Origin of the sequence: Flavobacterium sp. MDT1-60, from assembly GCF_014844035.1 — a bacterium.
Classification (GTDB): domain Bacteria; phylum Bacteroidota; class Bacteroidia; order Flavobacteriales; family Flavobacteriaceae; genus Flavobacterium.
On sequence record NZ_CP062159.1, the window covers coordinates 952,915 to 966,103 of the forward strand.

At 33.7% G+C, this 13,189-nt stretch carries 12 protein-coding genes; 6 read left to right on the forward strand and 6 right to left on the reverse strand.

Annotated elements, in window-relative coordinates:
• Positions 1–28: 28 nt before the first annotated feature.
• The 4 genes from IHE43_RS03910 to IHE43_RS03925 all read right to left on the reverse strand — a co-directional run bounded on the left by IHE43_RS03910 (position 29) and on the right by IHE43_RS03925 (position 4,696).
• Entirely contained in the window at positions 29–1,030 is a 1,002-nt protein-coding gene (locus tag IHE43_RS03910; RefSeq protein WP_192186773.1) for a VWA domain-containing protein, read from the reverse strand.
• Complete coding sequence (locus tag IHE43_RS03915) at positions 1,030–2,661, reverse strand: hypothetical protein (RefSeq protein ID WP_192186774.1); 1,632 nt, start codon at positions 2,659–2,661, stop codon at positions 1,030–1,032. The genes IHE43_RS03910 and IHE43_RS03915 overlap by 1 nt, the downstream gene beginning before the upstream one ends.
• An 88-nt stretch (positions 2,662–2,749) precedes the next feature.
• Complete coding sequence (locus IHE43_RS03920; RefSeq protein WP_192186775.1) at positions 2,750–3,613, reverse strand: DUF58 domain-containing protein; 864 nt, start codon at positions 3,611–3,613, stop codon at positions 2,750–2,752.
• 78 nt (positions 3,614–3,691) lie between these two features.
• A complete protein-coding gene (locus IHE43_RS03925; protein ID WP_039113153.1) occupies positions 3,692–4,696 on the reverse strand; it encodes a MoxR family ATPase in 1,005 nt (334 codons plus the stop codon).
• 225 nt (positions 4,697–4,921) lie between these two features.
• Here IHE43_RS03925 and IHE43_RS03930 point away from each other — a divergent pair, with 225 nt between their 5' ends.
• The 4 genes from IHE43_RS03930 (at position 4,922) to IHE43_RS03945 (ending at position 8,404) form a co-directional block, all read left to right on the forward strand.
• Complete coding sequence (locus IHE43_RS03930) at positions 4,922–5,797, forward strand: aldo/keto reductase family oxidoreductase (protein WP_192186776.1); 876 nt, start codon at positions 4,922–4,924, stop codon at positions 5,795–5,797.
• Positions 5,798–5,814: 17 nt separating this feature from the next.
• A complete protein-coding gene (locus IHE43_RS03935) occupies positions 5,815–6,315 on the forward strand; it encodes a GNAT family N-acetyltransferase (RefSeq protein ID WP_192186777.1) in 501 nt (166 codons plus the stop codon).
• Between the two features lie 106 nt (positions 6,316–6,421).
• A complete protein-coding gene (locus tag IHE43_RS03940) occupies positions 6,422–7,177 on the forward strand; it encodes an SDR family NAD(P)-dependent oxidoreductase (protein ID WP_192186778.1) in 756 nt (251 codons plus the stop codon).
• Positions 7,178–7,252: 75 nt separating this feature from the next.
• Complete coding sequence (locus IHE43_RS03945) at positions 7,253–8,404, forward strand: ATP-binding protein (RefSeq protein WP_192186779.1); 1,152 nt, start codon at positions 7,253–7,255, stop codon at positions 8,402–8,404.
• A gap of 74 nt (positions 8,405–8,478) precedes the next feature.
• On the opposite strand, the gene IHE43_RS03950 is transcribed toward IHE43_RS03945, so the two are convergent.
• Positions 8,479–9,222 (reverse strand): DUF3298 and DUF4163 domain-containing protein, encoded by a 744-nt coding sequence (locus IHE43_RS03950; protein ID WP_192186780.1) that lies wholly within the window; start codon positions 9,220–9,222, stop codon positions 8,479–8,481.
• A 198-nt stretch (positions 9,223–9,420) separates the two neighbouring features.
• Between IHE43_RS03950 and IHE43_RS03955 the strand changes: the two genes are divergently transcribed.
• Positions 9,421–10,563, forward strand: a complete 1,143-nt coding sequence (locus IHE43_RS03955; RefSeq protein WP_192186781.1) for a cystathionine gamma-synthase — start codon at positions 9,421–9,423, stop codon at positions 10,561–10,563.
• A 56-nt stretch (positions 10,564–10,619) separates the two neighbouring features.
• Here IHE43_RS03955 and IHE43_RS03960 read toward each other — a convergent pair whose 3' ends face one another.
• Entirely contained in the window at positions 10,620–11,408 is a 789-nt protein-coding gene (locus tag IHE43_RS03960) for a glutamate dehydrogenase (RefSeq protein WP_192186782.1), read from the reverse strand.
• Between the two features lie 322 nt (positions 11,409–11,730).
• On the opposite strand from IHE43_RS03960, the gene gdhA reads away from it, so the two are divergent.
• Positions 11,731–13,074, forward strand: coding sequence for an NADP-specific glutamate dehydrogenase (gene gdhA / locus IHE43_RS03965; protein ID WP_192186783.1), 1,344 nt, complete (start codon positions 11,731–11,733; stop codon positions 13,072–13,074).
• Positions 13,075–13,189: the final 115 nt, after the last annotated feature.

Sequence of the window (13,189 nt, forward strand, 5' to 3'; positions counted from 1 at the left end):
TATTTGGAATTTTTTAATTTTGAAAAAATTAAATAAAGCTTCTGTAAACTGTATTTCTTAAGCCAACTTCCAACAATAATAAAAAGGCTGCCAGTAAAACAAATCCTCTGTATTTTTCGTCGTAATCATAGAATTTTAATTCCTGAATTTCTGTTGTTTCTAATTTATTGATCGCACTATAAATTTGAGCTAATCTGTCGTTGCTTGTTGCTCTAAAATAGGTTCCTTCGGTTTTGCGTGCGATACTTTTCATTAATTGTTCGTCAATTTCAACCTTTTGCATTTTGAACAAAAAACCTCCGTTTGGAGCATATGCATAAGGAGATGGTGCCATTCCGTTGGTTCCAACGCCAATTGTATATACTTTTATACCGTATTGTTTTGCAATATCAGCAGCCGTTTCAGGTTCAATAAATCCGGCATTATTTACACCGTCTGTCATTAAAATAATCACCCTGCTTTTTGCTTTACTGTCTTTTAGACGGTTTACAGCTGTTGCCAATCCCATTCCAATTCCGGTTCCGTCTTGTAAAGCGGTATCATATTTAATGTCTTTTATAGCCTCTAAAATAATAGCTTTATCGCTTGTAACAGGAGTTTTGGTATAAGCTTCAGATGCATATAAAACCAATCCAATTCTGTCATTTGGTCTTTCTTCAACAAATTCACCGGCAACTCTTTTTAAAGCTTCCATACGGTTTGGCTTTAAATCTTTTGCCAGCATACTTCCTGAAACGTCAATTGCCATAACAATATCAATTCCTTTAGTCGTCTTAGTCTGATTGCTAATATCTACCGTTCTTGGCCTTGCCAATGCAATAATCAAAGAACTTAGGGCAATAATCCTGAATATGTATAAAGAAGGTTTTAATTTAGTTAATAATGATTCGCTGTTTTTAAAACCCTGAGTTGAACTCATTTTTAAAGTAGGCGATTGCTGATTGCGTTTCCAGAAAAACCAGGCGATAGCAATTGGAATTAAAAGAAACAACCAAAAAAATTCCGGATTTAAAAAAGTTATTTTTTCCATTAGTTACTGGCTTTTCTAAGTTCAACAGAATTTAAAATTCGGGTTGTAATGTCATTTGCATACGTATCACCTTCTTCATGTAAAATCATGATTTGCTGTAATCCCTGATCTTGCTTGAAAAGCAGAATTTCATAATAGGCTTTTGTGCTGGTTTTGTTAACAGGGTTTAAGACTGTCATTGTTCCGTATCCTTTAAGTCCCTGAATCCCTGCATTAGTCTGGAAATCTTCTTGTTTCACAATTATATTTTGACCGCCCTGAGCTTCGATTACTTTCAAGGAACCCTCTAAAGCTTTTGCTAAATCAATATCGGTTGGATTTTTAAATTTAGCCGTTGAAACTGTAATAAAGAAATTGTCAATCATACTTCCGTACGCGAAAAGCTGCATTTCTTTAATTAAAGCCATGGTTTCTTTGGGAAGTACTTTTTGAGTATCCATACGTTTCAAAACTTTTGGAGTTTCGATTAAAACGCCAGGATTTCCGTATTCACTTTTTACCCATTCTCCTTCTAATAATTCTTTTGAAGGATGGCCAATAACATTATCTTTTACATAGGTGAAGCCTTTAGTTACAACGAAAAATGTTGTTGTTGCAAACAATAAAAGTAAAACGGTTCCAACTGTGATTGCAATACGTTTGTTGCGTTTTTTTCTTAATTGAATTTTGATTTGCTTTTGTTTTTGAGCTTCATTCAGTAATTGATCTTCTTCCTCCGCTGGAACTTCAGTCGGAATTGCATTATCAAGCGTTAAAATTACTTTCTGGATTTTATTTCTATCATCAGTAATTTCAAAATCAAGTGGTTTAGATTTTGCGAATTTTACTAAATCCGCCTGACGTAAAACGCGTTCCAAATTCTCAACGGTTTCAGGAGTCAGAGTCATTTTCTTTTTCGTTGAAGCCAATCGTATTGCCTGAATCAATTCAGAAGTGGTACTTTCCATTGCCGGAATATGAATTGCTTCTTCAATATAATTACGTGCAATATCGGTCAGTTCACTATAATATTCTTTGATTTCACCTTTTTGAACCAATTCTTTTTGCTCGAGGTTATTCAATAAACTTGTCGCTTTTTCAATCGGAGTTTTATAAACTTCTTCTTCGATTTTTTTCTTCTGATGTTTTTTTACGTACCAATATACAAAAGCACCAAAAGCACCAATTACTATTAAAATCAAAACATAAATCCACCAATCGTTATTGCTGTCGGTGCTTGAGATATCTTTGATGTCATACATTTTCTGTTGTAAAGTATCGACTTTTACATTAGCAACTTCAACACGTATAGAATCTGATAAATAAGGTTTTTTATCAATTAAAATTTTGATACCCGGAATGGTATATTTTCCTGAATCGAATTGGGTTAAACCGTATTTTTTAATCAATTCATAAGTGTCATTTTTCTTAACCGTATCAATTGGGTACGATTGAATTACTTCTAAAGGACCAATGGTTTTTAGTTTAGGAAAAACAACTTTCGATTTTGAGCTTACAACCGTTTTAAGTGTTAACTTAAATTCGGCTCCAATTTTATTTTTTGTAGTATCAATACTCGTTTCAACTTGTTTTTGTTGGGCAAAAACAGTTGAAGTAAGCAAAAATAGAAATATGTAAAATTTTAATTTCATTTGATTTTTGATTCAGATTTTAGTCTAAAACGAATGCTTATTTTGAAAATTTATTTTTTGAAAATCTAATAATCTACGAGATCTTAAATTAACGAGACTTAAAATATCCGAGTAATTTAGTTACGTAATTTTCGTCAACTCTTGTGTTTACAACACCAGCTCCTGATTTACTAAAAATATCTTTGAAATAATTGACTCTTTCCTGATAATGTTTTTCGTAGTTCATTCTCACAGATTTTGAGCCTGTATCGACCAATTGAATTTTGCCGGTTTCAGCGTCAAGCATACTTACCATTCCTAAATTCGGGATTTTTTCCTCGCGGATATCATATACACGTACACCTGTAATGTCATGTTTTTTAGAAGCAATTTTCAAGGTTTGTTCGTAATTTTCAGACATGAAATCAGAAATCACAAAAACGATAGCTTTCTTTTTTTGTGTTCCTGATAAAAATTTCAAAGCTTGTGAAATATCCGTTTTATGGCTTTTTGGTTCGAATTCGATTAATTCACGAATGATTCTCAAAACATGTGAACGGCCTTTTTTTGGTGGAATATACAATTCGACATTATCAGAAAATAATATTAATCCGATTTTGTCATTGTTTTGTGTAGCCGAAAAAGCCATCGTTGCCGCAATTTCGGTTACGATGTCTTTTTTGAATTGACTTTTTGAACCAAAACCTTCAGAGCCCGAAATATCAACCATTAACATCATGGTTAATTCGCGTTCTTCTTCAAAAACTTTTACGTGGGCTTCGTTATAGCGGGCGGTTACATTCCAATCGATGTTACGAATGTCATCGCCATATTGGTATTGACGTACTTCGCTAAAAGTCATCCCGCGCCCTTTAAATGAAGAATGGTACTCTCCCGAAAAGATATGATTGCTCAGTCTTTTGGTTTTGATTTCTATTTTCCGTACTTTTTTTAAAAGCTCTTTTGTATCCATTTCTTTAGTTTTCAGTCGCAGTTTTCAGTCGCAGTTAATTGTAAAGTGTCTACTGTGACTGAAAACTGAAAACTATTTTTAAGGTACTTCAATCTCGTTTACGATTTTGTTGATAATGTCTACAGAAGTAATATTTTCGGCTTCAGCCTCATACGTTATTCCAACTCTGTGACGTAAAACATCATGTACAACTGCACGAACGTCTTCTGGAATTACATAACCACGACGTTTGATAAAAGCGTAACATTTTGCCGCATTGGCTAAATTGATACTTCCACGTGGCGATGCTCCAAAACTTATAAGAGGTTTTAAGTCTGCAAGTTTGTACTTCTCTGGATAACGAGTAGCAAAAACAATATCTAAAATATATTTTTCAATTTTTTCATCCATGTAAACTTCACGAACAGCTTCTTGCGCACGCAAAATTTGTTCTACAGAAACAACTGGATTTACTTTTTCGTAACTTCCTTTTAAATTTTGACGAATTACTAAACGCTCTTCATCCATTTTAGGATAATCAATTACGGTTTTTAGCATAAAACGATCGACTTGCGCTTCCGGAAGTTGGTATGTTCCTTCTTGCTCAACCGGATTTTGAGTTGCCAGTACTAAAAACGGACGATCTAGTTTGAAAGTCGTGTCGCCAATAGTAACTTGTTTTTCCTGCATCGCCTCTAAAAGTGCTGATTGTACTTTGGCAGGAGCACGGTTAATCTCATCGGCAAGTACGAAATTGGCGAAAATTGGCCCTTTTTTAATAGAGAATTCGTTTGCTTTGATGTTGTAAATCATCGTTCCGACAACATCGGCAGGTAATAAATCCGGAGTAAACTGGATACGGCTGAAAGAACCCTGAACCGCTTGCGACAACGTATTTATCGCTAAAGTTTTGGCTAATCCAGGAACACCTTCCAATAAAATATGCCCTTGTCCTAAAAGCCCGATTAATAAACGCTCGACCATATGTTTCTGGCCCACAATAACTTTGTTCATTTCCATTGTAAGAAGGTCTATAAAAGCACTTTCTCTTTCAATTTTTTCATTTATCGCTCTAATGTCTAAAGTCGTTGTATTTTCTTCCATATAAATATTTTTAAAAAGCCTTTTTAAACCTTTGATTTTTACGCCTTGTTTTTGAGAGTGCAAATTGAATATTTTTTGAGAAGTAAGATGTTAAAGAATGGTTAAAACTTCGACCAATGCACTAATTTTAAGGACGAATTGTGAATCTATTTTTATATTTTTAAGAACTTTGATGATTATGCTTTACAAAAGCATATTTATTACCAAAAATAACGCAATAAAACCATGAGCAAAACAACGTTATCGCCTATAATTTCGGGCACTATGAATTGGGGAGTTTGGGATAAAAACCTTACAACTAAAGAAATGGAAAATATGATACAGATCTGTATCGAAAACAAAATTACCACTTTTGATCACGCCGATATTTACGGATCCTATACTACAGAAGCTGATTTTGGAAAAGCTTTCCAGGCAAGTAAAATTTCAAGAGAAAAATTACAATTAATTACCAAATGCGGAATTCAGATGATTGCTGAAAAACGTCCGGAAAACAAAATCAAACATTATGAATATTCGAAAGAATATATTATCTGGTCTGTTGAAGAATCTCTTAAAAAATTAAAAACAGATTTTATTGATGTTTTTTTATTGCACAGACCAAGTCCGCTAATGCAAGCTGACGAAATTGCTGAAGCAGTAGAAAAATTAAAATCGGAAGGAAAAATTATCGATTTTGGACTTTCGAATTTTACCAGTTCTCAGACGGAATTAATTCGTTCTAAAACAGAAGTAAGTTTTAATCAGGTACAATTTTCAGCGACACATTATGAAGCAATGATTGATGGAAGTTTAGATTATATGCAAACACATGGAATTCGTCCGTTGTCATGGAACCCACTCGGAACTGTTTTTAGAGAAGATACTAAAAAAACACGCCGTTTGAAAAAATTACTTTCAGAATTGGTTCAAAAATACAGTTTCGGTTCAGATACACTTTTATTGGCGTGGATTTTAAAACATCCTGCAGGTGTTATTCCGATCGCAGGAACAGTAAATATTGCCAGAATTCAATCGTTAATGAAAGCAGTAGAATTAGAAATGGACAAAGAAGATTGGTTTGCGATCTGGACAGAAAGCATGGGAGATGATGTGCCTTAAATGATGAATCCTGTAAAATGATACGCTTAGAAAAATTTGATAAAAAATTTTATTCTGAATTGATTGACTCCATTAAAAACGCAAAAGATTTAATGCAGTTTGGCGGGCCGGAATTTACTTTTCCCCTAACGGAAAGGCAAATAGATAAAACGCTTTCTGATAAAAACAGAATTGCTTTTAGAGTTGCCAATATTTCTGATGGAACTACTATCGGACATTGTGAAATTTATTTTAAAGATGATTCTGCAAAATTAGGCCGAATCCTGATTATCGATAAAAATCAAAGAGGAAAAGGAGTTGGTGAGCAAATGGTGATTTTATTACTGCAATATATTCTTGAAAACAGAAAAGAACGAAATATTGAATTGAATGTTTTCGATTTTAATATTGGTGCTATTAAGTGTTATGAAAAAGTTGGCTTCACAATTAATTCAGATAAAAAACTGTTAAGAGAAGTTGATGGCGAAACATGGACAGCGTTAAATATGGTGTTGAATTTAGAGGATTGGAAAAAATAAAGATTTAAAAAAAAACTAAAAAATGTTTACCACAGATTACAGGATTCTCAGATTGAGAAATCAATTTAATCCTTTAATCTGTGGCAAAAAAAATAAAAAATATAGAATGAAAAAAACGGTTTTAATTACTGGTGCCACAAGCGGAATTGGAAAAGCCACCGCACAAATAATGGCGAAAAATGATTATAAAGTTATCCTTTGCGGAAGACGTAAAGAACGTTTAGCTGAACTTGAAAAAGAACTTTCGGCTTTTACAGAAGTACATTCCCTCTCATTTGATGTTCGTGATAAAGACGCCGTTTTTTCAACTATCAATTCATTACCAACAGAATTTTCCCAAATTGACGTTTTAATTAATAATGCCGGAAACGCACACGGTTTAGATCCGATCCAAAATGGAAATATTGACGATTGGGATGCTATGATTGATATTAATGTAAAAGGACTTTTATACGTTTCAAAAGCGATTATTCCACAGATGATTGAAAGAAAGTCAGGGCATATTATCAATATTGGATCCATTGCCGGTAAAGAAGTATACCCAAATGGGAATGTATATTGCGCATCAAAACACGCGGTTGATGCCATTAACAACGGAATGCGAATGGATTTGAATCCGTACGGAATTAGAGTAGGAGCAATTCATCCGGGAATGGTAGATACGGAATTCAGTGAAGTTCGTTTTAAAGGCGATGCCGATAGAGCGTCAAATGTGTACAAAGGTTTAGAGGCATTACAAGCTGAAGATATTGCCGATATTATTCATTTTGTAGTGTCGAGAAAATATCATGTAAATATTGCGGATTTAATTGTGTACCCAACGGCGCAAGCCTCGGCAACGATCGTAAAAAAGAATTTATAATGTAGAGACGCACAGTTGTGCGTCTTTTTAATTAGTGGGAATTTGTGTAATTTGTGGCAAAAAAAAACTTAAAGAATGATCAACAAACGCCTTTTAATAAAAAACCTGCTCGCTCATAATGATGAAAGCAGTTTTTATGACAAAAAAAGGCAGTTGAATTTGCATACCCGAGAAGGAAAGGGAAAGTTCCTGAAACATATTTGCGCGTTATCGAATTCAAATCCAACTAATAATTCCTATATCGTGGTTGGTGTTGAAGATCAGGACAATGAAATTGTCGGTGATGATTTTTTTGATGACAGCAGAATTCAGAATCTCGTCAATGCTTTTTTAGAAAATCCACCTAAAATTCAATATGAAAATGTTCCTTTTCCGAATCTTCCAAAAGACAAAGTAATCGGATTGGTTACTATTAAGCCCAAAAACAAAATATCTTATTTCAAAAAAGGAATTCACACGATTTTGGCGAATAGCGTTTTTATTAGGCGCGGGAGTAATTCGGTTCCCATTGAAGGAGAAGTGGAAAAAAATTATCAGAATACAGAAACTGTTATCGGAATAGAAAACAATTCCCGGAATAGCATTCAATATACACTCGACGGCGTAATCGATTTTATGAATTTCAGGCATAAAGATATGTCGCCAAAATATAATGTTTTTAAAGAGCTATTTGTGATTTGCTGGGCAGGAGTTCCTAAAAAATCGAGGGATAAAACCTTTCTTTCCCGAGTTGATATTGAATTGATCAACGAACAAATCAAACTTTTTTACTCGGCTCAGGATGTTGTGACAATTGTTTTTGATGATGATAGTTTTACGATTACTGAATATGTTCCGTTAGGCTTAAATGATAAAACTAGTTATTATCCCTTAGAGGAACAGACCATTCGGTTTTTTGATAATGGTTATTACAAAATCGATCGAAAAATGCTTTTTCAGCCACCGGAATTCAATCGAAAAATGCTGTATCATATTTACAATTCGAATATGGCATTACTTCAAAAACTACAAAAAGGATTTACATTGTCACAACGTGAAATGGTTGATCTGGAAAATCTTCCTTCCACTTTTATGATTTGTTATTTGAATGGTTTTGATGAAGCCAAGCAAAAACTAATTGATTCAAAACTGCTTTTGAAGCCTTTTTCACAGGTGTATTTGTCTTTTAAAGAAGCTTTGAGGATTCTGCGGAAAATGAAATATGATTTTCAGGAAGGGGCTAAATAAAGGTTCTAAGTTGCTAAGATTCTAGGGCTCTAAGATTTTTTTTTGGCTTTGTCCGAATTATTTCCTGAAGAAAATTATTGATATAATAAATACTTATTAACTTCATCATAAGGAAATAAAAGCTCTTTTGGACCATCAGCATACGATGCGGCTTCATAGGAATTGTAATATAACAGTAAGCCTTCTTCTGTATAAAAAATATTCTGTGGCAATTGAAATTTGTCATTTTCGAACATTAAACCTGTTGCGTTAATGTTTGCTTTTGCTGGAATTTTGTATTTCTCACGGAATGCCTTTTCGGCGAAAGCCTTAAATTCTTTTTCGTTTTTAAAAAGCTGATCAGAAAAAATGGTTTTTCCTGTTTTCGGATTAAATAATAAGGATCGATATCCCTGATATCCATGTGCACCTCCGGTAAAAGTGTAATGATCAATTTTTATATTGATAATTTGACTTGATTCAAATTCAAGATTTCCTTTGATTTTTCCTTGCCAGCCGAAGGTTTCGTTTGGAAATTTTTTATGCATTTCTTCATAAGAGCCAATAAAAGAAGAAGTTAATACATTGTAGTCATTTAGTTTTATTTGTTTTTCTCCAAAATAGACAATTTCTTTTATAACCAAAAAGACTTTTTTATTGATGCTGTCTGCAACTATAGGAATATTTTTTGCAATCGGAATTTCAATAGTTATTATTGGGCAATCTGTTTTGCAGGGAATGGTAGATTTTTTTTCAAACGTTTCATTTTCAAATGAAAGCTCTTTGTTGCAACTAGTAACTAATAAAAACAAAAAGACTAGAAAAGTATACTGTTTCATATATGTAAAAGTTATTTGTTATTGGTCATATATGGTATCGCATTTATTTATATGTTTTCACTTTCGCAAAGCTCTGATTATTGGCGATTTCATATCTCAAAGTGTTAATTATATACAAAGGTAAGAAGTTGTGTCAGGATTAAAATAAATTAAACGGTAAATTTGTAGTCTAAAATTACGTTTTAAAAACATAACTATATGAAATTCAATACTAAAGTAATTCATGGTGGTCAACATCATGACCCGAGTACAGGTGCAGTAATGCCTCCGGTATATCAAACTTCAACTTATATTCAGACAAGCCCGGGACAACCTTTAGGCGATTATGAATACAGCAGAGCTTCAAACCCAACTCGTACAGCATTAGAAAATGCTTTGGCAAGTATCGAAAATGGTACACGTGGATTGGCATTTTCATCGGGATTAGCGGCGACTGATTGTATTTTGAGAGGACTTAAAGCAGGAGATGAAGTGATTGCTATGGATGACTTGTATGGCGGTACCTACAGAATGTTCTCCAGAATTTATAAAGATTCAGGAATTAAATTTCACTTTGTTGATATGACTGATATCACAAAATTGAAATCATTAATCAATGAAAACACAAAACTGATTTGGGTTGAAACACCAACAAATCCGTTAATGAAATTGGCAGATATTGAAGAAGTTGCTAAAATTACCAAAGAGCATAAAATTTTATTTGCGGTCGATAATACTTTTGCAACTCCCTATTTGCAAAAACCACTTGATTTAGGTGCAGATATTGTAATGCATTCTGCTACCAAATATTTAGGTGGACATTCTGATGTTATTGCCGGAGCCTTAATCGTAAAAGATGAAGCTTTAGGAGATCAATTGCATTTTCAGCAATTTGCCACAGGAGCAACATTAGGGCCAATGGACAGTTTCCTGGTTTTAAGAGGAATTAAAACACTTTCATTGAGAGTGCAAAGACATTGTGAAAACGGAGAAAAAGTAGTGGAATACTTAACTAAACACCCAAAAATAAAAACGGTTTATTATCCGGGACTACCAAGCCATCCTTTTCATGAAATTGCAAAAAAACAAATGAAAGCTTTTGGAGGAATGGTTTCGTTTACTTTTGTTTCTGGTAAAAAAGAAGATTCAATTTCGTTTTTAGAAAAATTAAAAGTATTCACTTTGGCAGAATCATTAGGTGGAGTGGAATCATTAGCGAATCATCCTGCTTTGATGACACACGCCTCTATTCCGGCCGATAAAAGAGCTGAAGTTGGTATTACTGATGATTTGGTTCGATTGAGTGTCGGTATCGAAGACGCAGAAGATTTAATCACCGATTTAGAACAAGCATTGGCATAAAAAAGAAAAACCCCCAACTCGTGAGAATTGGGGGTTTTGTTTATATTGTCGTTTCTTTAGAATTCTAAGTAATAAATATATCCTGCGTTAAACCAAACTTGAGAATCATTTCTCTTGTTTTCCTTAAAAAGATCTTTGTTAGGATTTAAACCATCAACCCAGTCAGAACTAAAGCCTTGATAACGAATATCAAACATTAAATCGCTCATTTCGGTTAATTTGTAATGAACCCCAACACCTGCAGTTACTGATAATACAACTCCATTTTCATTTGAAAAACCATACTGACGACCGTCTGAAGGTATTAGGTATTTTGCGAAAGTTGTTGCCGGAAGTCCTAAAGGTCCTAATTGTGAAGTCACACTTGTTGTATAATAGCTCACCTGAAAACCTAAACTTACATATGGACTAAAGCTACCTACTGAATTTTCGAAATCGTGAATTTTTATTGGAGAGAATTCTAATTGAGATCCAAGATTTACTAAAGTTGATTTTCCGCTCATTGCTCTAAGGTGGCGAACGAGTCCTTTTCTTTTTTCTGATTCCACCCATTTACCAAAATGTTCAAGATTGGTCTGATTGAATGATAGTTCAGATCTCACTTTGAAATGTTCTGAAAAAAAACTTTCTCTGTTATTGTTGGCAGAAAAATTGATGAAATGAACGATCCCCACGCCAAAACCTGTGTTTCCAACGTTCGTGTCCATGTCATTACGTTCTCCATAATCTGACTGAAAAGATACTGGGCCGAATATTATTCCTACTTCTTGTGCAATACCTTGTGCTTTCGATACTGTTGTAATTCCGATGAAGGCGAATAAAGTGAGTATTATAGGTTTAAGCATATTTTTTGGGCTTTCAAATAATGGCAAATATATAAAAACAAGTACGATTCAAAATAATATATTCGTCTATTAAAAAATAAGTAACAAAATACTTAATTTGTTAACTTTAAGTTGGTTGTTTCGATGTAAAATAAGTAGTGTAAAATGCTATTTTTAGTAAAGTTTGAAAAATATACAATTCACTTCCCTAAAGTGAAAAAAATCACATTACATCCATATTTTGTTATATCTTTGTACGTTGAAACGAAAACGTTTTCTTAAACGTGTTTTCTTGTTTAACTGAGCAAAATTAAAATAATTTACCTGAATAATTTATTTAAAAATGGAACAAAAAATAAATGAATTTATGGCTCTTGTAGAGTCTAAAAATCCCAACGAGCCAGAGTTTCTTCAAGCTGTTAGAGAATTTGCAGAAACGGTAATTCCATTTATTGCAGAGCGTAAAAAATATGATGGAAAAAACTTACTTCTTAGAATTGCAGAACCAGAACGTTCTATAATATTTAGAGTTCCGTGGGTTGATGATAAAGGAGAAATTATTGTAAACAGAGGTTTTAGAATTCAAATGAATTCAGCAATCGGACCTTATAAAGGAGGAATTAGATTTCACCACTCTGTTAACCTATCAGTTTTAAAATTCCTTGCTTTTGAACAAGTATTTAAAAATAGTCTGACTACACTGCCAATGGGTGGTGGAAAAGGAGGATCTGATTTTGATCCGGAAGGAAAATCTGATGCTGAGGTAATGCGTTTTTGTCAATCTTTCATGACGGAATTATGTCGTCATATTGGTCCTGATTTAGATGTACCTGCAGGAGATATTGGTGTTGGAGCAAGAGAAATTGGATATTTATTTGGTCAGTATAAGAGAATTAGAAATGAATTTACAGGTGTTTTAACCGGTAAAGGAATTGCTTACGGAGGGTCATTAATCAGACCTGAAGCTACAGGATACGGAGTTGTTTATTTTACAGATCAAATGCTTAAAACTATTGGGCATGACATTAAAGGTAAAAAAGTAGCGATTTCAGGATTCGGAAATGTGGCTTGGGGAGTTGCTTTGAAAATAAATGAATTAGGCGGAAAAGTATTGACTATTTCCGGACCTGATGGATATATTTATGATGAAGACGGAATCTCTGGGGAGAAAATCGATCATATGCTTGAAATGAGAGCTACCGGAGATAACAGAGCAGAACTTTATCTTAAGAAATATCCAAATGCTATTTTTCATAAAGGGAAAAGTCCATGGGAAGTAAAAGTTGATATTGCAATTCCATGTGCGACTCAAAATGAATTAAACGGTGAAGATGCCCAAAAACTAATTGATAATGGCGTTTTATGTGTTACTGAAGCTGCAAACATGCCTTCGACATTAGATGCAATTAAATTATTTTTAGACAATAAAGTATTATTTGCTCCGGGAAAAGCGGCTAATGCTGGCGGTGTTGCTGCATCTGGATTAGAAATGACACAAAATTCAATTCGTCTAAACTGGACAAGTGAAGAAGTTGATTTGAGATTAAAAGATATTATGGTTGGAATTCACAACCAATGTAAAAAATACGGTGTTGGCGAAGATGGCTATGTAAACTACGTAAAAGGAGCGAACATTGCCGGATTTGTTAAAGTTGCCGATGCTATGCTTGCGCAAGGTGTAGTATAAGAGTTGTTTTAGTTCTAAAGTGCCTTCATTTGTCGAAAGATAAATCGGAGGCATTTTTTATTTATAAAAGAACAAAAATCAAATACTTTCGTTTGTATTATATTTGTCTATCTGA

Bases quoted from the DNA above. Each gene is read 5' to 3' on its own strand.
- IHE43_RS03915 (WP_192186774.1), bottom strand. From the start codon at position 2,661: ATGAAATTAAAATTTTACATATTTCTATTTTTGCTTACTTCAACTGTT.
- IHE43_RS03935 (WP_192186777.1), top strand. From the start codon at position 5,815: ATGATACGCTTAGAAAAATTTGATAAAAAATTTTATTCTGAATTGATT.
- IHE43_RS03930 (WP_192186776.1), top strand. From the start codon at position 4,922: ATGAGCAAAACAACGTTATCGCCTATAATTTCGGGCACTATGAATTGG.
- IHE43_RS03950 (WP_192186780.1), bottom strand. From the start codon at position 9,222: ATGAAACAGTATACTTTTCTAGTCTTTTTGTTTTTATTAGTTACTAGT.
- IHE43_RS03910 (WP_192186773.1), bottom strand. From the start codon at position 1,030: ATGGAAAAAATAACTTTTTTAAATCCGGAATTTTTTTGGTTGTTTCTT.
- IHE43_RS03925 (WP_039113153.1), bottom strand. From the start codon at position 4,696: ATGGAAGAAAATACAACGACTTTAGACATTAGAGCGATAAATGAAAAA.
- IHE43_RS03960 (WP_192186782.1), bottom strand. From the start codon at position 11,408: ATGCTTAAACCTATAATACTCACTTTATTCGCCTTCATCGGAATTACA.
- gdhA (WP_192186783.1), top strand. From the start codon at position 11,731: ATGGAACAAAAAATAAATGAATTTATGGCTCTTGTAGAGTCTAAAAAT.
- IHE43_RS03920 (WP_192186775.1), bottom strand. From the start codon at position 3,613: ATGGATACAAAAGAGCTTTTAAAAAAAGTACGGAAAATAGAAATCAAA.
- IHE43_RS03945 (WP_192186779.1), top strand. From the start codon at position 7,253: ATGATCAACAAACGCCTTTTAATAAAAAACCTGCTCGCTCATAATGAT.
- IHE43_RS03940 (WP_192186778.1), top strand. From the start codon at position 6,422: ATGAAAAAAACGGTTTTAATTACTGGTGCCACAAGCGGAATTGGAAAA.
- IHE43_RS03955 (WP_192186781.1), top strand. From the start codon at position 9,421: ATGAAATTCAATACTAAAGTAATTCATGGTGGTCAACATCATGACCCG.